Origin of the sequence: Pedobacter cryoconitis (assembly GCF_001590605.1) — a bacterium.
GTDB lineage: Bacteria > Bacteroidota > Bacteroidia > Sphingobacteriales > Sphingobacteriaceae > Pedobacter > Pedobacter cryoconitis_A.
Genome location: NZ_CP014504.1, coordinates 141,788 through 163,658, shown reverse-complemented (window position 1 = coordinate 163,658; position 21,871 = coordinate 141,788). Strand labels below are relative to the sequence as shown.

The 21,871-nt window shown below is 38.7% G+C and carries 23 protein-coding genes and 1 tRNA gene; 5 read left to right on the top strand and 19 right to left on the bottom strand.

All coding sequences use genetic code 11. From position 1 onward, the window contains the following. Positions 1 to 13: 13 nt before the first annotated feature. Positions 14 to 871 carry an AraC family transcriptional regulator gene (locus tag AY601_RS00780; protein ID WP_068395244.1) on the bottom strand — a complete coding sequence of 286 codons (858 nt, stop codon included), beginning with the start codon at positions 869 to 871 and terminating at the stop codon, positions 14 to 16. Between the two features lie 272 nt (positions 872 to 1,143). Between AY601_RS00780 and AY601_RS00775 the strand changes: the two genes are divergently transcribed. Next, the gene (locus tag AY601_RS00775; RefSeq protein WP_068395242.1) at positions 1,144 to 1,362 is read left to right on the top strand and encodes a TIGR04149 family rSAM-modified RiPP; all 219 of its coding nucleotides are present in this window, start codon (positions 1,144 to 1,146) and stop codon (positions 1,360 to 1,362) included. A 109-nt stretch (positions 1,363 to 1,471) separates the two neighbouring features. On the opposite strand, the gene AY601_RS00770 is transcribed toward AY601_RS00775, so the two are convergent. Next, the gene (locus AY601_RS00770; protein WP_068395239.1) at positions 1,472 to 2,293 is read right to left on the bottom strand and encodes an alpha/beta fold hydrolase; all 822 of its coding nucleotides are present in this window, start codon (positions 2,291 to 2,293) and stop codon (positions 1,472 to 1,474) included. 331 nt (positions 2,294 to 2,624) lie between these two features. Between AY601_RS00770 and AY601_RS00765 the strand changes: the two genes are divergently transcribed. From AY601_RS00765 to AY601_RS00755, 3 genes are read left to right on the top strand one after another with little or no spacing between them, the layout of a single operon-like run. Further along, the gene (locus tag AY601_RS00765) at positions 2,625 to 3,671 is read left to right on the top strand and encodes an SDR family oxidoreductase (RefSeq protein WP_068395237.1); all 1,047 of its coding nucleotides are present in this window, start codon (positions 2,625 to 2,627) and stop codon (positions 3,669 to 3,671) included. Positions 3,672 to 3,678: 7 nt separating this feature from the next. Continuing rightward, a complete protein-coding gene (locus tag AY601_RS00760; RefSeq protein WP_068395235.1) occupies positions 3,679 to 4,353 on the top strand; it encodes a hypothetical protein in 675 nt (224 codons plus the stop codon). A gap of 26 nt (positions 4,354 to 4,379) precedes the next feature. Next, positions 4,380 to 5,159: a helix-turn-helix domain-containing protein gene (locus AY601_RS00755; protein ID WP_068395233.1), complete on the top strand. Its 780-nt coding sequence runs from the start codon at positions 4,380 to 4,382 to the stop codon at positions 5,157 to 5,159. 133 nt (positions 5,160 to 5,292) lie between these two features. Here AY601_RS00755 and AY601_RS25480 read toward each other — a convergent pair whose 3' ends face one another. Continuing rightward, positions 5,293 to 5,430 carry a hypothetical protein gene (locus AY601_RS25480; protein ID WP_157287630.1) on the bottom strand — a complete coding sequence of 46 codons (138 nt, stop codon included), beginning with the start codon at positions 5,428 to 5,430 and terminating at the stop codon, positions 5,293 to 5,295. A 147-nt stretch (positions 5,431 to 5,577) separates the two neighbouring features. Here AY601_RS25480 and AY601_RS00750 point away from each other — a divergent pair, with 147 nt between their 5' ends. Then, entirely contained in the window at positions 5,578 to 6,480 is a 903-nt protein-coding gene (locus AY601_RS00750; protein WP_068395231.1) for a PhzF family isomerase, read from the top strand. An 11-nt stretch (positions 6,481 to 6,491) separates the two neighbouring features. On the opposite strand, the gene AY601_RS00745 is transcribed toward AY601_RS00750, so the two are convergent. The 16 genes from AY601_RS00745 to AY601_RS00670 all read right to left on the bottom strand — a co-directional run bounded on the left by AY601_RS00745 (position 6,492) and on the right by AY601_RS00670 (position 21,869). Next, complete coding sequence (locus tag AY601_RS00745; RefSeq protein ID WP_068395229.1) at positions 6,492 to 6,842, bottom strand: DUF2200 domain-containing protein; 351 nt, start codon at positions 6,840 to 6,842, stop codon at positions 6,492 to 6,494. Between the two features lie 163 nt (positions 6,843 to 7,005). Further along, positions 7,006 to 8,640, bottom strand: a complete 1,635-nt coding sequence (locus AY601_RS00740; RefSeq protein WP_068395227.1) for an ABC-F family ATP-binding cassette domain-containing protein — start codon at positions 8,638 to 8,640, stop codon at positions 7,006 to 7,008. 93 nt (positions 8,641 to 8,733) lie between these two features. Continuing rightward, positions 8,734 to 9,564, bottom strand: a complete 831-nt coding sequence (locus AY601_RS00735) for a helix-turn-helix domain-containing protein (protein WP_068395225.1) — start codon at positions 9,562 to 9,564, stop codon at positions 8,734 to 8,736. Then, positions 9,565 to 10,536 (bottom strand): aldo/keto reductase, encoded by a 972-nt coding sequence (locus tag AY601_RS00730; protein WP_068395223.1) that lies wholly within the window; start codon positions 10,534 to 10,536, stop codon positions 9,565 to 9,567. Positions 10,537 to 10,694: 158 nt separating this feature from the next. Then, the gene (locus AY601_RS00725; RefSeq protein WP_068395221.1) at positions 10,695 to 11,081 is read right to left on the bottom strand and encodes a VOC family protein; all 387 of its coding nucleotides are present in this window, start codon (positions 11,079 to 11,081) and stop codon (positions 10,695 to 10,697) included. Positions 11,082 to 11,173: 92 nt separating this feature from the next. Next, positions 11,174 to 11,770, bottom strand: a complete 597-nt coding sequence (locus AY601_RS00720) for a Crp/Fnr family transcriptional regulator (RefSeq protein WP_084358999.1) — start codon at positions 11,768 to 11,770, stop codon at positions 11,174 to 11,176. A 1,619-nt stretch (positions 11,771 to 13,389) separates the two neighbouring features. Next, positions 13,390 to 13,469, bottom strand: a tRNA-Leu gene (locus AY601_RS00715). 78 nt (positions 13,470 to 13,547) lie between these two features. Further along, positions 13,548 to 13,850, bottom strand: a complete 303-nt coding sequence (locus AY601_RS00710) for a DUF3817 domain-containing protein (protein WP_068395218.1) — start codon at positions 13,848 to 13,850, stop codon at positions 13,548 to 13,550. A gap of 79 nt (positions 13,851 to 13,929) precedes the next feature. Next, a complete protein-coding gene (gene hscB / locus AY601_RS00705; RefSeq protein ID WP_068395217.1) occupies positions 13,930 to 14,454 on the bottom strand; it encodes a Fe-S protein assembly co-chaperone HscB in 525 nt (174 codons plus the stop codon). Positions 14,455 to 14,460: 6 nt separating this feature from the next. Then, positions 14,461 to 15,792 carry an RIP metalloprotease RseP gene (gene rseP, locus AY601_RS00700; protein ID WP_068395215.1) on the bottom strand — a complete coding sequence of 444 codons (1,332 nt, stop codon included), beginning with the start codon at positions 15,790 to 15,792 and terminating at the stop codon, positions 14,461 to 14,463. Positions 15,793 to 15,821: 29 nt separating this feature from the next. After that, complete coding sequence (locus AY601_RS00695) at positions 15,822 to 16,988, bottom strand: 1-deoxy-D-xylulose-5-phosphate reductoisomerase (RefSeq protein ID WP_068395213.1); 1,167 nt, start codon at positions 16,986 to 16,988, stop codon at positions 15,822 to 15,824. Further along, positions 16,985 to 18,490, bottom strand: a complete 1,506-nt coding sequence (locus AY601_RS00690) for a GH3 auxin-responsive promoter family protein (protein WP_068395211.1) — start codon at positions 18,488 to 18,490, stop codon at positions 16,985 to 16,987. The genes AY601_RS00695 and AY601_RS00690 overlap by 4 nt, the downstream gene beginning before the upstream one ends. 9 nt (positions 18,491 to 18,499) lie before the next feature. Then, a complete protein-coding gene (locus AY601_RS00685) occupies positions 18,500 to 19,285 on the bottom strand; it encodes a hypothetical protein (RefSeq protein ID WP_068395209.1) in 786 nt (261 codons plus the stop codon). Beyond that, positions 19,282 to 20,250, bottom strand: a complete 969-nt coding sequence (locus AY601_RS00680; protein WP_068395207.1) for a glycosyltransferase — start codon at positions 20,248 to 20,250, stop codon at positions 19,282 to 19,284. The genes AY601_RS00685 and AY601_RS00680 overlap by 4 nt, the downstream gene beginning before the upstream one ends. Before the next feature lie 2 nt (positions 20,251 to 20,252). Then, complete coding sequence (locus AY601_RS00675; protein ID WP_068395205.1) at positions 20,253 to 21,206, bottom strand: glycosyltransferase family 2 protein; 954 nt, start codon at positions 21,204 to 21,206, stop codon at positions 20,253 to 20,255. Between the two features lie 123 nt (positions 21,207 to 21,329). After that, on the bottom strand, positions 21,330 to 21,869 hold the full coding sequence (locus AY601_RS00670) for a DUF4199 domain-containing protein (RefSeq protein WP_068395203.1): 540 nt from the start codon (positions 21,867 to 21,869) through the stop codon (positions 21,330 to 21,332). Between the last annotated feature and the right edge of the window lie 2 nt (positions 21,870 to 21,871).

The following is a 21,871-nucleotide window of genomic DNA, read 5'->3' as shown; positions in this document are numbered from 1 at the left end:
AGTTTTATAGGATTTATTTTAAGTTATGCCTAAACATCTCAGGAGAATACCCGGTATGTTTTTTAAAGAACCTGATAAAGTAGGAAACATCTTCATATCCTAAATGACAGGCAATTTGATTAATTTGATTCGCTGTTGCCAGAAGATTTCTTTTCGCTTCCAATATCATATACGCATTAATGAGCGCTGAACAAGTTTTGCCCAGCATTGACTTAGCGATTGAATTAAGCTGATACGTAGAAAGATTTAGCATAGCTGCATATTGAGTTACTTGTTTATGTTCAACAGCATGCTTTTCTAATAATTCTGAGAACTTTTCCATTATTTCCTGCGAATAGAGGTTGTCATGTTCAGAAATATCTTTGTTTTGCTGCCTGATAAGCTCAATCAGGAAAACATCCATATTTGCTTTAATAACTTGCTGATATTTCCCTTCTTTGACAGTATATTCCTGGAAAATATGATTTAATATGGCCAGTAGCTTTTGAAATTTATCAGGATTAAACTGATAATAATTGAAACTGCCTGCTTTGCGCAATAGCTGGTTTGATACTTTTTCATTTGAGCAAAAGAATTCATTTCCAAATTGGATCAGGTACCCAGTACTTTTTGCCTTTAACCGGAGTTGATGTACCTGCCCTGGACGCATAAAGAAAACTGAATGATCACAAATAGTATAGGTTGTAAAATCAATCTCATGATCACCAATACCTTTGTTTAAAACAAGAACATAAAAGAAATCATGTCTGTGAAGCTCCTGTAGCATATCTTGTCCGGCAAGTAAATCACTGAGGTTCCGGATGCTAAAGTTTCCCGATAAACCCGGTTCTTTTCGTGTTTCATTGATATGCCTGATCGGTATGATTTTCATTTTAATGGAGTTGACATCGAGTCAAATGTACCTACATTCTGTAAAACAATATAGCTGCTGTATTAGGATTGACCTGATCGGATCCACAACTGTTTTAGACAAGCAAGGCTTAACGCTGATCAGAAAATATATAATAAGCTTGAATTAACAAAAAAACACAACTCTTCGTAATTATTTAACTACAATTAATCTATTATCTATAAATTTCATTACATTTAATTTAAGCTTCTAGTAATTCGTAGCTGACTTAACAAGACTTAAAATAAATTAGTATGAAAACTTTAAATGAAGTTCAAAAACTGTCAAGAAAAGACATGAGAGATGTTATGGGTGGAAGAAAACCAATTCCTCCTGCAGGTTGCAGTTGTTTTTGTTATGAAGGCAGTGTGAAAAGACAGAATTCCTGTACTTCTTTTTGTCCGGACGGCACTATTCCAGGAGTAGATTCTCTTGGAGATAACGGTGAAGGCTGTGGCAGCCCTGTTCATTAATTGATTTGATTAGCAAAAAAAATGCCCTCAGCAGATTGTACACTGCCTGGGGGCATTTTTTTAGTGTTAATTATTCAGCTGTTACTGTTTTTTAGCTGTTGAATAGAAGTTAACTTTTAATGAAAGCTAAAAGATCTGCATTGATGGTTTCAGCTTCGGTTGTTGGCATTCCATGAGGAAAACCCGGGTATGAAATAAGTTTTCCATGCTTTAAAAGCTTCACTGCTTTCGCCCCCGAAATAGGAAAAGGAACAATCTGATCATCTTCACCATGCAGAACCAGTACAGGAATATCTACACTTTTAAGATCTTCAGTGAAATCTGTTTCTGAAAATGCATTAATACCGTCATGATGTGCTTTTACCCCACCCATCATTCCCTGACGCCACCAGTTATCTCTGACACCTTGTGATATTTTTGCGCCTTCACGATTATAGCCATAAAATGGAATCGTAAAATCCTGAAAATATTGCGCGCGCTGAGTTGCAGTTCCTTCACGGATCTCATCAAAAACAGCCGAAGGAACACCGTCCGGATTATTTTCTGATTGTATCATTATTGGAGTAACAGCACTTATAAGTACTGCTTTTGCCACACGTCCTTGTCCATACTTTGCTACGTAACGGATAACTTCACCACCACCAGTGGAGTGGCCTATATGTATTGCATCTTTCAGCTCCAGTGCTTGTGTAAGCTCTGCAACATCAGCCGCATAAGTATCCATATCATGTCCGCCAGAAGCCTGACTTGATCTTCCATGTCCTCTGCGGTCATGCGCAATAACCCTGTATCCTTGTTTCAGAAAAAACATCATTTGTCCATCCCAATCATCACCGGATAAAGGCCAACCGTGATGAAAAAAAAGTGGTTGCCCGGTTCCCCAGTCTTTATAATAAATTTCAGTGCCGTCTTTTACTGTAATTTTACCCATTTCTTTTGATTTTAATTTCTGTATTTAATACAATTAAGAAGCTTTACTTGTTTGATGCTTTATTCATTATCCAATCAGGATGTTACATCAAATGCTTACCGCTGCGCTTTAAAATATGTAATATCTCTCAAACATTCTACGATGAACTAACTGTTTTTTTAGGATCAGTGGTCTTATAAAGATGGTACAAACCGGAATTATGGATCGCTATCAACATCAATCACTCCCAATAAAAATATAAGTACTGAGCTTCCTGACAGTTAAACTTTGGACTTTTCAACAAAGCTTGAGTTCAAATTAACACTCATCTTTGTATCCTGATCTCATCATTATGATAAAGGAAAACAACCAAACACTTATTTTAGTAACAGGCGGTACAGGCTTTGTGGGTATTCACGCTATCCATCAGTTGTTGCAAAAAGGTTATCAGGTAAAAACTACAATTCGTTCTTTAGACCGTAAAAAAGAAATACTGGCCATGCTAAAAACAGCCGGCATTATTCAATTTGATAAGCTTAAATTTATAGAAGCAGATTTAACCAGAGATGCAAATTGGGATGAAGCAGCAAAAGACTGCGACTATGTTTTACACATTGCATCCCCTATTAATTTAAAAATACCTAAAGACGAAAATGAAATGATAAAACCTGCAGTAGAAGGAACATTTCGTGTATTGAAAGCCGCAAGAAATGCAGGTGTAAAACGCGTTGTCATGACTTCTAATTTTGGAGCTGTTGGCTATAGCAATAAAGTCAAAACTGCCTTAATTACAGAAGAGAGCTGGACTGATCCCGCTGAAAAGGGATTATCAGCATACAATAAGTCTAAAGTCCTGGCCGAACTTGCTGCCTGGGATTTTATCAAAACAGAAGGCCAGGGCTTAGAACTTGCGGTGATTAATCCAATGGGAATTTTCGGTCCATCATTCAATGCTGATTTATCAAGCGGATATGAATTATTGAAAAGCATATTAGATGGCACCATGAAAACCATACCCAATTTGGTTTTGGGTATTGTGGACGTTCGTGATGTAGCAGACTTACACATTCGTGCGATGACAAATCCTGCAGCTAATGGGCAACGTTTTATTGCACTGGCAGGTGGCACCATGTCTCTGCCGCAGATCTCTCAATTCTTGAAACAGGAGCTACCAGAGGCTGCAAAAAATGCGTCAACAAAAACGTTACCGGATTGGCTTGTTCGTTTGGCTGCAATATTCAGTCCGAAAGCAAGGGCAATTGTACCAATGCTGGGCATCAATCGCAATGCGAGCAATGAAAAAGCAAGAAAACTTTTAGGCTGGCAACCCAGAACCAATGAACAGGCGGTTCTGGCTGCTGCAGAAAGTTTATTAAAATATAACCTGAACAAAATTTAAATCTACGATGAAAATAATAGTAACAGGGGCCACAGGAATGGCTGGTCAGGGCGTTTTATTAGAATGCCTGCAAAATAATGCTATTACAGAAATATTGATGGTCAATAGAAAACATTTAGAAATTGCACATCCCAAACTAAAGGAATTATTAGTCCCTGATTTTTTGAAAATAAAAGACTTTAGCAATTCATTAAAAGGTTATGATGCCTGCTTTTTCTGTGCCGGTATCAGTTCTTTAGGAATTAATGAAGAAAAATACACTGTCATTACTTATGATACAACCCTGCAATTTGCAAAAACATTGGTTAAGATTAATCCAGCAATGGTTTTCAATTACATCACTGGTGCATATACTGATAGTACAGAGAAAAGTAAAACAATGTGGGCGCGGGTAAAAGGTAAAACTGAAAACGATTTGATAAAATTACCTTTTAAAGGACAATACAATTTCCGTCCGGGTGGCATGTCGCCTGCAAAAGGGCAAAAAAATGCCAAAATGCTTTATGTAGTTATTGTAAACATCATCAAAGTTTTTTCACCCAAAAACATCATCAGCCTGAATGAATTGGGACAGGCTATGATTAATGCAGTACATAATGGTTATGCTAAACAAGTTCTGGAAATCAGTGACATTAAAAAACTGGCCAAAGACAAGTATTTACAAAATGGTGGAAGCCTGTAAATCAGCATCCTTTTGATTGAAACAATATGAAGATTACAGCAATAACTTCCTGCTATTTAGGTCCGCAGATTTCGCCAGAGCAATTTGTGCCCGAACACATTTTCATCTTTATACTCAAAGGTAAAATGAATGGTTATGATGGTACGAAACACAAAAAAATAGAGCCTGGAGAATGTTGCATCGTGCGTAAAAACAGGTTGGCAAGATATAACAAGCAAAAAGACCAGAACGAATTTGAAAAAGTTGTGGTCATATTTGATGAAGAATTTCTGAAGAAATATCAAAAGAAATATGGGATTTCAGCAGCAGGGCATTTTGTCTCTGATGTTTTTATTCCATTGGATAGTCCGTCTGCCATTACAGATTTCATCCTTAAGCAGCTGCCTGCATACGAAAGTCAGGAAGCAACAATACAACGTACAGACGAGATCAGAGAAAAGCTCCTCCAACTCCTGTTAGCTATACAACCAGAATTGGTCAACTTATTCTTTGACTTTGGAAAACCTGGCAGAATTGACCTGGAAGCTTATATGCAACAGCACTACAAGTTTAATGTAAGCCTTGAAAGATTAGCTTACCTTACAGGAAGAAGCCTGTCTGCATTTAAAAGAGATTTTAAAGATATATTCAGACAAACGCCTAACCGCTGGCTCATACAAAGGCGATTGCAAGAAGCTCATTTTCTTATTGAAAAGGAGAAAAAAGCACCCAATGAAATTTATCTGGATCTTGGATTTGAGGATCTGTCTCATTTTTCTTTTGCCTTTAAAAAGCATTTCGGTTATACTGCAACAGCATTGGGATAATAAAAGTAAAAGGACCGGGTAACAGCCCCTTTACTTTTCTACTCCTCTACCATTTTTTGATGGGAAGAATAACCTTTTACAACACTATCTTCTTTTTTACTGCTACCGGAGTCGATACTGGTCTTCTGCGATGCTAATCTTCCGTAATCGGGAATACTGAGGTAAAGAAATTAGACCAGCCACCAGTTCTCACCCTTACCTTCAAATCCAGGAAGAGAATCGTCAAATCCTGCATATTGATGTTCAATAGGCAGATCGTATTTCTACGCATTTTGATTATTTATGACACATTTTCCAAGAATAATCCGGGAGAGGTAAGTGAAATAATGCTTATAAAATTAGATATATTTGAAATCCAATCACTTTGCACTATAAGCAAATTACGTAGACAACAGCTTACCACAAACCCGGAACGACTATGAAAACCTTTAAAATATATCAAGTAGATACTTTCACAAAAGAGAGATTTAGCGGAAATTCAGCAGGAGTAGTTGTCAATGCCGACGGGTTAAGTGACACTCAAATGCAACAGATTGCAAGAGAATTAAACAATTCTGAAACAGCTTTTATTTTTTCTCCTGACGACAATGATTCTGATGGCCTGATCAGATATTTTACACCAACTTCTGAGGTTCCGATTTGTGGACACGCTACAATTGCCGCGATGTATGCAAAAGCTATGGAACACAATCTGGATTCTTGTATTTTAAGATTTAAAACCAAAGTTGGTACGCTTCCTTTCGAGATTGTTAAGGAGGATGAGGATTACCAGGTTATTATGACTCAAGGCAAATTTGAACTTAGTCCTGCGTTTGATTCCACAACAACTCAACAGATATTAGCTGCCTTAGGACTTGATCATTCGGATACTGATGAACGATGTCCAGTACAGATTGCGTCCACAGGACACTCAAAAGTTATGGTTGGGATAAAAAGCAGGCAAAAGCTAAATGCGCTGAATCCAAATTATAGTACTTTGATTGCGCTAAGTAAACAGCTTAATTGTAATGGATATTTTGTATTCACATTTGAATCGGATGATGAAGACATACTCACACATGGAAGAATGTTTGCTCCAGCCATCGGAATCAATGAAGACCCGGTTACAGGTAATGCAAACGGGCCATTGGGTGGATATCTTATACAGAATAAAATTGCCGGTTTTCAGCAGAATTTATTTGAATTTAATGGTAAACAAGGGGAAAAGCTCAATAGAGCCGGGGTGATAAATGTCAGCGTTAGAATTGAGAACGATTTACCAGTACTGATTAAGATAAAAGGTAATGCTACAGTGGTCTTTAAAACCGAAATTGAAATATGATCGTTTATTGCTTACTTCCTTAAAATCTTATCCATTGCTTTCCCTTTTGCCAATTCATCAATTAGCTTATCTAAATAACGTATTTTTTGCATGAGCTCTTCTTTGATTTCTTCTACACGGTAACCGCAGATTACACCGGTGATTTTTGAAACATTTGAATTTATTTGCGGTGCCTGAGCAAAAAAGGTTTCAAAATCAGTTCTGTTGTCCAGTTGTTGCTGCAGCATTTGCTGATCATATCCTGTCAACCAGAATATAATTTCATCTACTTCATCTTTTGTCCGCCTCTTTTTCTCTGCTTTTTGAATGTAATGTGGATAAACGGATGCAAAAGACATTTTATATACTCTTGTATTATTCATTTTACCTGTTTAATACCTAAAGATATTTGTTCTGCGTGAAGAAATCAGTTAAAAAAAACAAAAAAGCCTCCGATTTTGCAATGCTCCAAAAAATTAGACATTTTATGGAGCATTGCAAAATCGGAGGCTTTTAGATCGTGTTCCATAAGCAGGAACAAAAAGATTAGCCTTGTTCGATTTCTTTTAAGCTGGCCATTTTCTTATAGGCTAAGAACTCTTTGATACCCGAGAAGTGCTCGCGAACGCGTTTATTTCCAAACTCGAATACTTTTTCAGCCAACCCATCCAGGAAATCCCGATCATGGGATACCAATATCAAAGTTCCATCAAAATCCTTAAGCGCATCTTTGATAATATCTTTAGTCTTCATATCTAAATGGTTAGTTGGCTCATCCAGTATTAACACATTTACAGGTTCTAACAGCAACTTGATCATAGCTAAACGGGTTTTCTCTCCTCCAGAAAGTACCTTAACTTTCTTCGTAGTATCATCACCGCTGAACATAAAGGCACCCAAAAGGTCTTTAATTTTTATAGAACCATCACTTAGTGGAATCTGGTCAATGGTTTCGAATACAGTTAAGTTCCCGTCAAGCAACGCAGCCTGGTTTTGGGCAAAGTATCCAATCTTTGCATTGTGACCTACTTTTAAACTTCCTTCAAAATCGATCTCGTTCATAATGGCTTTGATCATGGTCGATTTACCTTCACCATTTTTACCGACAAAAGCCACTTTTTCTCCACGTTCGATTACCATGGCTGCTTTTTCGAACACCACATGATCTCCGTAAGTTTTAGTCAGGTCTTCTACAATCACAGGATATTGACCAGAACGCGGTGATGGTGGGAATTTCAATCGTAATGCCGAAGTATCTACTTCATCGATCTCAATCACTTCGAGCTTTTCGAGCATCTTTACACGCGATTGCACCTGCAGAGTTTTAGAGTAAGTTCCCCTGAACCGGTCTATGAACTCCTGGTTATCTGCAATAAAACGTTGTTGTTCTTCGTAAGCTTTCAATTGGTGTACACGACGATCAGCACGTAATTGGAGATAATGGCTATATTTTGCTTTGTAATCGTATATTTTACCCATGGTCACCTCAATGGTACGATTGGTAATGTTATCTACAAAGGCACGATCGTGTGAGATGACCATAACCGCCTTTGCCGAATTGATCAGGAAATCTTCCAACCATTGTATACTTTCGATATCCATGTGGTTGGTAGGCTCATCAAGTAAGATGAGATCAGGTTTCTTTAACAGAATTTTGGCTAATTCGATACGCATCCGCCATCCACCTGAAAATTCCGAAGTTTGGCGGGTAAAGTCCTTGCGCTCGAAGCCCAGCCCTTTCAACACCTTTTCTACCTCTGCATCATAATTGGTCTCTTCGATCGAATAAAATTTCTCGCTCAGTTCTGACATGCGTTCAATCAGCTTCATGTAATCGTCACTTTCGTAGTCGGTACGGATAGTGAGCTGCTCATTCACCTCATCAAGCTCTTTTTGCATCTGGTTGACCTCTTCGAAAGCTTTCATCGTTTCTTCAAAAACGGTAACCTTATCCTGGGTAAGCAAATGCTGTGGCAAATACGCTATTACCGCGTCCTTTGGACCGGTTACGTTACCAGAAGTAGGTTTAGCCGCATTGGCAATGATCTTTAGAATGGTCGACTTGCCCGCGCCATTTTTACCCATCAGGGCAATCTTATCGTTCTCGTTTATCGAAAAGGTGACGTCACTGAACAGGACGGTTCCACCAAATGAAACGGAGATGTTATTTACATTAATCACAGTATGAGAATATTGAGTTATCGGCAAAGATAAGAGAAAGACATCGGATTCCAGAGATGCGGAGCGCAAATTCTGATCAGGATTAGAAGCCTGTCAATTGAACAACTTTCGATCGCAATTGAGTTCAGTAGGTGCCACGCCAAATTTTTTCTTGAAGGAATGCGAGAAGTGGGACAGGCTTTCAAAACCCAGGTCAAGATAAATCGCCGAAGGCTTTTGGTGCTTGGTTTCGATAAGGTGCTTTGCTTCGGTCAGCCGCCTGTCCTGCAACCACTGACGTGGTGGTGAGCCAAAAGTTTTTTGGAAGTCACGTTTGAAAGCTGCCAGGCTGCGGCCAGTCAGCTGCGCAAATTTTCCGACAGGAACATTGAAATGAAAGTTGCTGAGCATGAACCTTCCCAAGTCAATCTTATAAGGTTCTGAAAAGTCAAATAAAAAGTTGCGAAGTGCCGGAAGGGCAAGCAGCAGCAGTTTAACTCCTTCTTTCACTTTAAGAATGCCCATAGCGTCTGTCATGGTCGCTCCCGAACTACGCGCATAAGGAACTATAGATTGAAAATATCCCTGCAGGAATTCGTTAGACGGAATTAAGATATTTGGCGGACCGACATATTTCTGGTCTGCTTCAAGCTTTTCTTCTAATACAATCTTACGCAAAAGATCCTCCTGCAGTGATATAACAATTGTTTCATAGTTCCCCCCGGGTAGTGGTGTTTTGGTAATTGTACCCAGCTGATTTTTGCCAATTAGCAACATTTCACCTCCGTTCATCGAAATATTTTGCACAGAAGTCTCTAATATAAACTGTCCTGAAACCTGGAATATTAAGGTATGGTGGTTCCATAAACATACTTTCTCTTTCCGTTCAGCAGAGAGGTAAGAATAGAAGATCACACCGGGGAGGATTTCTGCCGGACTTGTCATTTAGCGTTGTAAGTAAGTGCCGCCAGATATAGCGCCTGATGTAAATGTAGTGTTTAAGGTGCTCATTTCTTCTGGCGTAAATACAATATTCATCGCTGCAATATTTTCTGGCAAACGTGACCTGCGGCTCATGCTTACTAAAGACATGAGATGATCTCCTTGCTCCTTCACCCAGGCGATCGCAACTTGTGTTGGTGTAATCCCCTTGTTGCTGGCTAATTGCTTTAATACTTCTACTTTTCGCAGGTTATTAATTAAGTTTTCACCTTGAAAACGAGAGAAATGGTTACGGTAATCTTTTGCTGCAAGTGGTGCCTTCATTTCACCCGTTAATAAACCTTCTGCAGTATTCGCAAAAGCCACTATACCAATGCCTAATTCTTTTGCTGTTGGGAGCAGTTCACTTTCTATTTGACGGTCGGCCAGAGAATAACCGATCTCCAGCGCGCTGATGGGATGAATGCCATTAGCTTTACGAAGTTGCCCGGCCGTAATTTCAGACACACCAATGTGACGAACTTTACCTTCTTTAATCAGGTCGGCCACCGTTCCAATGATATCTTCTACCGGCACACTGCCGTCCATCCGGCTTGGCTGATAGAGGTCAATGGTTTCAATACCCAAACGGGTCAGAGAATAGTTTATGAAATTCTTGATAGCGACTGGGCGCAGATCCATTCCTATTGGCCGGCCATTGTGAAAGATGGCACCGAATTTTACGCTGATAAAGGCATCGTCGCGTCTTCCTTTAATGGCTTTGCCTATCAGCATTTCATTATGACCGGCACCGTAAAAGTCTCCGGTATTCAAAAAATTAATACCACTATCCAAGGCTTCATGAATGGTAGCTATACTTTCTGTTTCCTCAGGTACAGGGCCGCCCCAGATAGAGGACATACGCATACAGCCTAGACCAAGTTTGGAAACGAACGGGCCACTTTGACCCAACTGAATTTTTGTGATGTTTTTCATGAGATAAAGATCAAGCTTCAAAATCCATTATAGTTGTTTCCACGGCTCAAAGAGTTTGCCTGTATGGCTCAACAAATCGTTTATTTTTCAATGTTGATTTGCAGGATAGCAGGAAACCTTTTGGTTCCGGCCAGAAGGGTAAAACTACATTTGAGCCATTACTTTTTATTATACCATTGGATGAATTCAAGGATATTGTGATCAGGATCGGAAAAATATACCCAGGTTTCTTCATTCTCAATCTTCAATGGCCCCCTTAGTATTGGGATTTCCATCGCTTTCAGCTTACTTACAGCTTGCTCCAAATCTTCTACTTCGATGCATAAATGGGGACAAAATGGCTTTTTCAATATAGGCAAGCTATAGTCACTAGTCAAATCCTGGATTAATTCAATACGGACATCACCAGCGGAGATAAAAGCATATTCCTCTTGTTCCTCTTCATTTATAGCGCTGTGATTTAGAGTAAAGGCTAACTTTTCTGTGTAAAAAGCAATTGCGCTGTCCATACTTTGAACTTGTAAAGCCGCATGATCAAATTTCATAATAATCTTATTTAAGGATGTGATTTAAAAATCCAAATATCCTTGTTAATGCCAAATAAAGTGTTTAACTATTTTAATTTTATAGGTTAAACTTATTTAATATTTGAATGGCTTCTCCTGATCATACTTAGGAATACAGGCGTAATTCCGAGGTAGGAAGCAATGTGCTTTTGGGCTAAGCGAGATTCAATCTTGGGATATTTAACAATCAATGCCTGATACCGTTCTGCTCCATTCATTGAAATAGCGTTTAAAACTCTTTCACTTTGCGATAGATTGAAATTTTGATTTAGCAGTCTCCAGAATCTATCAAATATTGGAAAATCAAGATAAAGTTGAGCTAAGATTCCCTTTTCTATTTGCATCACGAAAGTAGGTTCATGTGCGACAATATTAATTTCGGAGGGGAGCGATTGAAGAAAACTTTTAGAGTCAGAAATCCACCAGTCTTCGAAAGCAAAATTGAGCGTTTGATCATTGCCAAGTTTATCCACAAAAAAGGAACGTAAAAAACCCTCAACTATAAAAAACTCATATTTACAAATCTCCCCTTGCTGTAATAGATATTGCCTTGGCAAAATTTTTCTAAAGGTAAAAAGTGAGGTAAAATGTATTTGTTCATCTTTTGATAGATTGATTCTTTTCAATACATGATTTATCAACAAGGCGTCAGCATGTGTTTTTTCCAAAGCAAGTAATATTATATAAATTTAATACCAATAGTATGAATATAAGCCGACTTTTTCTACCTCTTCCAATTACGCTCAATATTTTCCCATTTTCTGATCACTTCAACCGAAATACTTTGAACACAATGGGAGGCATCATTAAGCCCAGAAAAGTCATAAAAAAACCGGAATCGATGTGTTCGATTCCGGTTAGTACCCATGAGCGGGAATACTTTGAACACCTTGACAGATTTCTAAGCCTTCTTGAACCGATAATGTCCTTTTTATGCCTGATATCTAAATAGCTTGTTGTGACTAAAATATGTTCAAAAGTGACAAATGAAGCGTAAATAGTTTATTGCAGTTATATTTTGAAACATCGGATTGCGCACCAATGGATGCACATGAGCACCAAAGCAGATCTATACAAGGCGGTTGGAAGTTGACCCTGAGTGCAAGCTTGAAGGATTGATTCATAAGTTGGTATAATTGAAAAGGTTGATAGGCTGATTTGCCTATAAAAAACACTCATATATACAACTTATAAAACAGGCCTACTATAAAATACCTAGACCATGGTCTTCTGCAATTTATCAAGAACTCATTTCATTATTCAAACGTCATCTTTAGTTTTTGATAATGAGTATATGATATTAAATTTCCAGTTTTGGGTTTGATATTTTTTGAGTTCAAAGCAGATGTTTAAGATTCTTTAATAAGCAAATTACTTCCTGATTTTATAGTTCAATTTATCAGTATTAAACGCTCCTGATTACTTTGATAAGAGATCGGCCAACGCTTCAGTGGAATTCTTAGGGGGAGGAAAGATCCTGATTTTTCCAGGCTTGCTACTTTGACGAAAGTTCTCTGATGCCTTTCGGTTTTCATTGTGCCCGGTACAGAACTTTTGAAACAACCAGTACGCCAAACTGCTGCTTTAAAAATGAAATCGTCCAGGATTCCCTTTGAAATTTACCCGTTAAACTTCCTATAATAAATAAATGCCTTTCCACCAATGTAAGCTATTCGCGTTAAAGATTATCCTGATGCGTAAAAAATGTCCGTAATTGTCCGCAGCTGTCTGCAATTGTCCGCAGTTGTCTGTGGGTTAGTCAAAGGGGAAATTATAATTTCATTAATCTTCAACTAGTTATGGTTTGGTTGTGCCTGAGTGGTGGTCGGGATGACAACAGGTTGAGAACGGGCTTTAACTATGGCAAGTCCAAGTCATTTCAACTAGTTGTTTTGACTTGGACTTGCCATGCTCTCGCATTACTTTAGCACTGCTCTTACCCTAACGAGTACCCGACCAGTACTCAGGCAGTACCCGGCCGATATAGCTTTATTATTTAAGCTATTTTGAATTTATTTACGAACAGCCCGGCCTTGTTTCGGTTGAGTCATTCCCATGCAAATGGAAAGCTTTCAGCACAACTTCCAGAGGCATAAGAGCATCCGTGACAGCAAAGATTTTCTGTTTAGCGTGTCAAAATTTATACTTAAATAAGAGCCTGCTCCACAAGGTTATGACTTGATCCGAACTTATAGTACAGTCCAAGTTGATCCAATTTCTACCTGATTTTTACATATCGGGCGTAAACCAAAAAAGCCTCCGATTTTCATCGAAGGCTTTTGAGTCGTACCCAGTGCCGGAGTCGAACCGGCACGGTTTCCCACAGGTGTTTGAGACCAGCGCGTCTACCAATTCCGCCAACTGGGCATTGCTATTAAGCGGGATGCAAATGTATATATTCAAGCCAATATATCCAAGACTTATTTTTAAAATAACCCCCTTCTTTTATGCTTTAACCTGACCCACAGGCTCTTCCTTTAACTTTTTATCTACATAAAAAGGCGCAAAAGGCAATAATGAAGCTAAAAACACTAAAATCGTCTTTCCAATTTTCCATTTGTACTCCATCCAGCACATGATTACCATTACTACATAAAACATGAACAATACACCATGCGCCCATCCAGTATACTTTACAGCCAATGGCATGTTCGCAAAGTACTTCAATGGCATTGCGATAAAAATCAGTGCGATATAGGAAATACCTTCAGCAACTGCTACTTTTCTAAAAAGGGATAAAGTGCTCATAAATTCATGATTTGTCCAAAAATAGAAAAACCGGGACAGCAATGCCCGGTTATCTTTATTTTTTACATTGGCGGGACACCTATCCCATCTTAAGCAGGCTATCGTTGATCCTGTTCAAGTATTTCTTTCTGTAGTACAAATCCTTAATCGCTGCCAAAGTAAATGCTTCAGTGTCCTTATTCTGCTTATCAAACAAAGCTATCAGTCTGTCCAGCTCCTGCTGCATTGCTCCAGCAATAGTATCAATCTCTTTTTTGATCTCTTCCAGCTTCACCGTATCCGGTTCAAACTGCAATTCCATCAGCGCTTCATTCACATCCATCATTTCCATCAGGAAATCCTGAGGAAGAGCATAACTCTCTCCTTCTGCCAGCATCCCCTTTAATTCAAGAATATAATGGAGGCGCTTCTGCGGATCACTCAATACCTGGTAAGCCTTATTATTCAACGTTGATAACTCTAAAACTTCCTCTTGCTTTTCGGCAGATTCATTGATATAGAAATCAGGATGATACTTTTTACTCAACGCATAAAACTGCTGTTTCACCAGCTGGGCATCCGGATTAAAAGATACAGGCAGCTTATAAAACTCAAAATAGTCCATATAGCGCTACTGAATAAAGGCTTTGAAAATATCGTTTCCGAGCACAAAGACCATCAAACTCAACAAGATTACGAAGCCAACCATCTGGGCACCTTCTAAAAACTTATCACTTACAGGCTTACCTTTAATCATTTCCACAATCAGGAATACTACGTGCCCACCATCAAGTGCTGGTATTGGCAATAAGTTCATAAATGCCAGGGCGATAGAAATTAACGCTGTAGAAGCCCAGAAATGCGACCAGATCCAAACCCCACCATAAACCTTCTGTGCTAAGGCAACAGGGCCAGCAAAAGCCTTATTTGCCTTGATCTTACCCGTTAATACTTTCCATATACCTTTACCATTATCGGTGAAAGTAATCCAGGCCTGGTTTACACCAATTGGTAAAGCCTCAAAGAAACCATAGTTAATTGTTTCCAATTTGATTTCATTCGGATTAAAGCCCATCCCGATGGTACCTACGCTATCAGTGCTGACTTCAAAATTAAGTTTTTCATTTCCGCGGTAAGCCTCAACAATCAGTTTCTTATTTTTCTCTTTTTTCAACTCTCTGCGAATGTCGGCATCGAATTTCACAGGAACTCCGTTAACCGCAACAATCCGGTCACCTTTTTTCATCCCTACTTTAAATGCAGAACGACCAGCAACCACTGTATCTACTACAGTACTTAACAATGGTGTACGGCTGATAAACTCTTCCAGACCAAGATCTGCAACCTTATTTAAAAGATTATCAGGAACTTTGATATCTAAAGTTTTACCCTCACGCACAATTGTAAGGTTCGTATTATCCAATAATACTTTTGAGCTGGTTAATTCATCAAAACGGATAACTTTTTTACCATTTACCGCAATAACATGATCACCTTGTTTCAAACCGATCTCTCTTCCTATACTTCCTGGATTAATCCCATTTTTAACAGAACTGTTTGGGATAAAAGTCTCACCGAACTTAAAGGTAAGCATCCAGAAAATAAAGATACCTACAACAATGTTCACAAAAATACCCGCAAGCATCACGATTAAACGCTGCCATGCTGGTTTAGATCTGAATTCCCAGGGCTGAGGAGGCAAAGCCATCGCTTCTTTATCCATAGACTCATCAATCATTCCGGCAATTTTAACATAACCGCCCAAAGGCAGCCAGCCAATACCATATTCTACATCACCACTTTTGATACTGAATAATTTTACACCCCATGCATCAAAAAACAGATAGAATTTCTCAACTTTAATACCAAAGGCACGTGCCGCAAGAAAATGTCCTAGTTCGTGCAAGATTACTAATATTGATAATCCCAATAACAATTGGGCAACCATAATTAATCCGTTCATATTTTATATAGTGTTTTTACTTTTGAATATTAGATCGCTAAATGTTTTTTTGTTACTAACTGACGGGCAAATATACGCGTATGCTGGTCAGTTTCTAAATAATTATTCAGGCTGGGTGCTTGAATAAAGGTTAAATCAGACATACACTGCTCAATGACATCACTCATTTCGAGGAATCCAATGCGGTCATTTAAGAAGGCCTCAACAACTACTTCATTAGCTGCGTTGATGATACAAGGCATATTACCACCTTTTTCTAAGGCCATATAGGCAAGCTGAAGGTTACGGAAAGTATCCATATCAGGTTTGGAGAAGGTCAATTCTGGATAATCCATGAAATTAAAACGTGGAAACTTACTTTGTATTCTCTCCGGGTAAGCCATTGCATAGTGAATCGGCAATTTCATGTCCGGAACACCCAGCTGCGCTTTCATTGATCCATCGTTAAACTGCACGATAGAATGCACCACAGATTGCGGATGCACAATAACATCTATCTGACTGATATCCAGATCGAACAACCACTTAGCTTCAATCACTTCAAGCCCCTTGTTCATTAAGGAAGCAGAATCAATAGTGATCTTTGCGCCCATTACCCAGTTTGGATGTTTTAAAGCTTGTTCCTTCTTAACTTTAGCTACGAAATCACGGTCTTTTCCTCTGAACGGTCCGCCAGAGGCTGTGATGTATATTTTTTCTATCGAACTCAGTTCCTCCCCTACCAGACATTGAAAAATTGCAGAATGCTCAGAGTCTACCGGGATAATTGTTACTCCATTTTCAGCAGCCAGCTGTGTAATCAGTTCTCCTGCTACCACTAAAGTCTCCTTATTAGCCAGGCCAATCTTTTTCTTCGCTTTAATGGCTGCAATAGTTGGTCTTAAGCCAACAGACCCCATAATTGCAGTCAGTACAAAATCGGCAGCTGTTAAAGAAGCCGCTTCGCATAAAGCATCTTCCCCGCAAAGAATATTCATTCCCTGACCAGAAAGTGCATTTTTCACTGCTGCATATTGGCCTTCATCACCGATTACAACCAATTGAGGTTTAAATTCCATGGCCTGCTGAATCAGTAAAGCAGCGTTTGCATTAGCCGTCAATGCACAAACCCTGTATAATTCAGGATTCGCACGAATCACGTCAAGGGCTTGGGTGCCTACAGATCCAGTGGACCCCAGTATAGCTATATTTTTCAAATCTTGTTTATCAAATTAATCAGGCTATCTGCAATCTTTCTATCATTAGACAGACGGGGAACTTTATTCTGCCCCCCCAGCTTACCTTGTGAACGCATATAAGTTACAAATGCATCTTTTTGTAAGGTCCGAATAACCAGCGGCTGCAAAATTTTGCCTTCAATAAGGTCAAAGTAGTAAATATTTTTTTCTTGTAAAGCCTTATCTACTTTTTTACTAAAAGCAATCAGGTCTCCGGGCGCTTTGGAAAACTCAATAAACCATTCGTGGTAAGGCAATTCACCTGCTCCAGGATTCACCTGAGGCGCTACAGTAAATTCTGTAATTCCAACCCCCTGTTCATTCGCTACACTTAATAACGCCTGTTCCACCTCTTCTCCGATCACATGTTCACCGAAAGCCGAGATAAAATGTTTAATCCTGCCGGTGACAAGAATTTTATAGGGATTTTTAGAGACAAATTTAACGGTGTCGCCGATGCTGTAACCCCAAAGTCCTGCATTCGTATTCAATATCAAAGCATAGTTTTTATCCAATTCTACTTCTTCCAGACTCAAACGGGCAGGGTTATCATTATAGTATTCATCCGCAGGAATAAATTCATAAAACATGCCTGCTTTGGCCAATAGCAATAAACTTTTATCCTGCTGACTATCCTGATAAGCTATAAATCCTTCTGAAGCAGGATAAGTTTCTATTGAATCAATTTTTCTGCCAATACTGGTCTCAATTTTTGTACGGTAAGGTTCGTAATTCACTCCACCATAAACAAACAACTGAAAATTTTTAAAAATATCCTTGATCTGCTTCCCATTCGATTTCTCTATCAAACGGTCAAAATACATCTGCACCCAGGGTGGTATCCCCGAAATCAAAGTCATATCCTGATGATAAGTTTCTTTGACTATCGCTTCAACTTTTTCTTCCCAATCTTCAATACAATTGGTTTGATAAGATGGTAATCTGTTTTTTTGCAAGTAAGCAGGTACAAGATTCGCTACAATACCCGATAAACGGCCTACTTTGATGTCATTCTTCTCGGTCATGACAGGGCTGCCCTGTAAAAAAATCATTTTGCCATTTACAAAATCAGCATTGCCTGTTTCATGAATATAAGTCAGCAGCGCATTACGTGCTGCTTTCAAATGCTCAGGCATTGATTCTTTAGAAATCGGAATGTATTTTGCACCTGAAGTTGTACCGGAAGTTTTTGCAAAGTAAGCAGGTTTCCCCTTCCACATGACATCTTTTTCTCCGGCAACTACCCGGTCAATATAAGGCCGCAATTCTTCATAATCCCTGACCGGAACTTGCTTTTTAAAATCCTCGTAGTTCTTAATGGAAGAGAATTGATGGTCTTTGCCGAAAGCAGTATCCTGAGCAGCATCGATCAGCTGCCTGAAAGTTTCCTTTTGTGCAGCTACCGCATCTTTTTTCCATCGGGTTACCCCTTTTACAATAAAGGCTGCAAAGGGTTTACTTAATGCCGCTTTTATTCCCATAAACTGGTTTTAAACTATGTTGTGAATAATATCGTTTTCGTCTCCTTTATAAGCGCCAGTCATCATTCTATAAGCAATTGTTAAGGCTACACTGGATAAAGGAACAATAATAAATGAACTCAATATATTAACGAAAAATGCAATTACAGGCCACTGCAGGTAATTCAGGAATAAATACAAGACATGAAATCCGCCCAATACCAGCAATAACATTAATATTTTAGTGAAATTCCCTTTAGTGATCGCTAAACTGAATTTTAATGAGCCAAATGGAGGCTGGTTTTTATCAATAATAAAAAAAGGAAAAAAGGAAATCCTTACCCAGGTGATAAATATGGCTACAATACCTACCGAAACAGCGATATTGGTAATCACGTTCATCTTTATGCCCGTATAAATAAAAGGAAACGCGACTAAAATTACGACAGCGTAAACGCCGATAATAACCAGCATAAAATAAAGCATTCCTACAATAAACCGGATGATTTGCTGGCGGGTAGGCAGTGTACTGACAATACTGACATCAATCTCCTCATTATCCAACAGGTGAAAAATGTATTTCAGCAGCGAAAGATTAATGGTAAAATACAATAAGGCGAAAAAAAACGCCATCAATATACTTAATCCTTTATTTACGTCTTTCAGGAAAAATGCCATTAAACTCGATGCATTAGATGTGATGAACATCAGAAAGCATAAAGTAGCAATGGAAAAATAATTCCTTTTGGTTACTTCCCAGGCTTTGCGGATCACTACATTCACTATAAACGTGCTCTCCTTTAAAAAGTTTATCATTGTTTTTTAAGTACTATTCTTTTGAAAAAATCTTGTATAAATCCTAATCCGTAAGCTGTCAATTGTATGAATGAGGAAATAATACTCAAAAATGCAACTTTCAACGATTTATTTAGCACCAGGGAATGAAAAAATATCAGCATAAAGTATACCAGAAGAAATATATTCCCAAAATAAGCAAGAGGGGGATAAAAAACATTCAATACTAACAGCGCGATGACACCTAAAGTGAATACGGCAGGAAAAAAATGTACCAATTTCAGTTCGGAAGGAAAATGTTTGTAGATATTGATCCTGGCACGGCCAAAAAAGTGAATCTGCTTATAAAACTGGAACATACTCGTTCTTCTTTTATGAAAAACTTTCGCTCCGGGAATCAAACCAATCTTAAAACCATGCTGATGAATACGGATACTATATTCAATATCCTCTCCCAGCCTGGTTAGTATAAATCCGCCAACTTTCTCCCATACTGCTCTGGAAACTCCCATATTGAAGCTTCTGGGATGAAATTGTCCAACATGTTTTTCGTTTCCACGGATTCCGCCAGTGGTAAAAACCGAAGTCATCCCATAACTGATTGCTTTTTGGACCGGGGTAAAGCTCTCATGTGCAGCATCCGGGCCTCCATAAGCATCCAGATGATGGTCAAATAAGTAATCCTTTACTGTTTCCAGGTAATCATGCGGGATAAGACAGTCAGAGTCAAAGATGACAAAATAATCTCCTTTCGCTCTTTCAAAACCATAGTTCCGGGCAAAGCCTTGTCCGCCATTTGGCTTGAAGAAATATTTAATATCCAGTTTGTCCGCATAACTGTTTACAATTTCCTTTGCAGTGAGCGAAGAACCATCTTCAATCACCACAACTTCAAATTGCGTATAAGTTTGCACACAAAGTGTAGCCAGGAGTTCGTCTATCTCCTGCGGCCGGTTATATAAAGGGATAATGATCGAAAAAAACATGCTTAAAGTATTTCTTTTTCTATCAGATAGTCGTTGCGTTCAGGTGCATTACGGGTAACCAGTTCAGCTACAAATCCAGTAAGAAAGAGTTGTGAACCTACAATAATGGCTACTAATGCAATATAAAACCCAGGCTGATCAGTGACTTCTCTTTTGATAGGCAGGTTCATCGAGATATGATATAATTTTTCACCGATAATCCATAAAGCCATAATGGTACCGACCATAAAGCTCAATACGCCAAGCGAGCCAAAAAAATGCATGGGTCTTTTACCGAATTTTCCAACAAAAAAGATAGATAGCAAGTCCAGGAAACCATTGATAAAACGGCTGAAACCAAATTTGGTTACTCCGTATTTACGCGCACGGTGTTCTACAACTTGCTCTCCTATATTTTTAAACCCTGCCCATTTAGCAATGACAGGGATATAACGGTGCATTTCACCATAAACCTCTATTGTTTTCACCACATCAGAACGGTATGCCTTTAAGCCACAGTTGAAATCATTTAGCTGTATGCCGGACATTTTACGGGTTGCAGCATTGAATAATTTAGTAGGAATAGTTTTGGTAATCGGATCGTAACGTTTCTTTTTCCATCCGGAGATGATATCGAATCTCTCTTCCTTTAATCTGCGGTATAGTTCTGGAATTTCGTCCGGACTATCCTGTAAATCTGCATCCATGGTAATAATCACATCGCCCTGTGAAGCTTCAAAAGCTACATTCAGTGCGGCAGATTTCCCATAGTTACGTCTGAACTTAATCGCTTTGACAGCCGGATAAGTCTTTTTCAATTCCTCAATTACTTGCCATGAGGTATCCGTACTGCCATCATCAACAAAAAGGATTTCGTAAGAAAAATTATTGTCAGACATTACCCTGGCAATCCAGGCAGTCAGTTCGGGCAATGATTCGTCTTCGTTAAACAGGGGAATGACAACAGAAATGTCCATGCAGTATAAATTCAAGTAAAAATAACGTGCAAATTTTATCAATTAAAATGATAAAACCTGCACGTTTGCTATTTATCTTCTGTTTCAGGCTATGATCAGCCAGGAGATTGCGGTTACAATCTACTAAACAGCAGGGTTCTCTTTTTTCAATACCGCAGCACCAATAAGACTTAAAATCAGCCCAAAAAGAGTATAAGTAATCGCGGCTCCAAACCCTATAAATACGGCCAGATAAGGTTTCATCATTTCTACTCCCTTAACTGCTTTAGGATCGTCACCAGCTTTTTCAAGTGCCATCTCAACAGAGTGGTCTAAAGCCGAAGTATCCAATACTTTATAATATAAAACAAACAACAGCGCTATAAATAAACCCGAATAAGCTGCAACTTTAAAACCAGCAGAAAATGCCTTGCCGAAACTCATATAACCACCAAGCTCAGTTCTGTATTTGGTCTGTGCATACAAAATTGCCAGTATAAAAGGCACATAACTGCAGACCATACTAATAATCCTTGTAGGCACGCTGATATGCTCATCCTGTGTATCAATATTCAATAATTTGAATATAAATACCAGCGCCAATGTATACAGCGAGAAGGCAATAGCAGCCTGAAAGGCAATTTTATTCGGTTTAATCTCTATTTCTCTTAATTGTTGTTCCATAA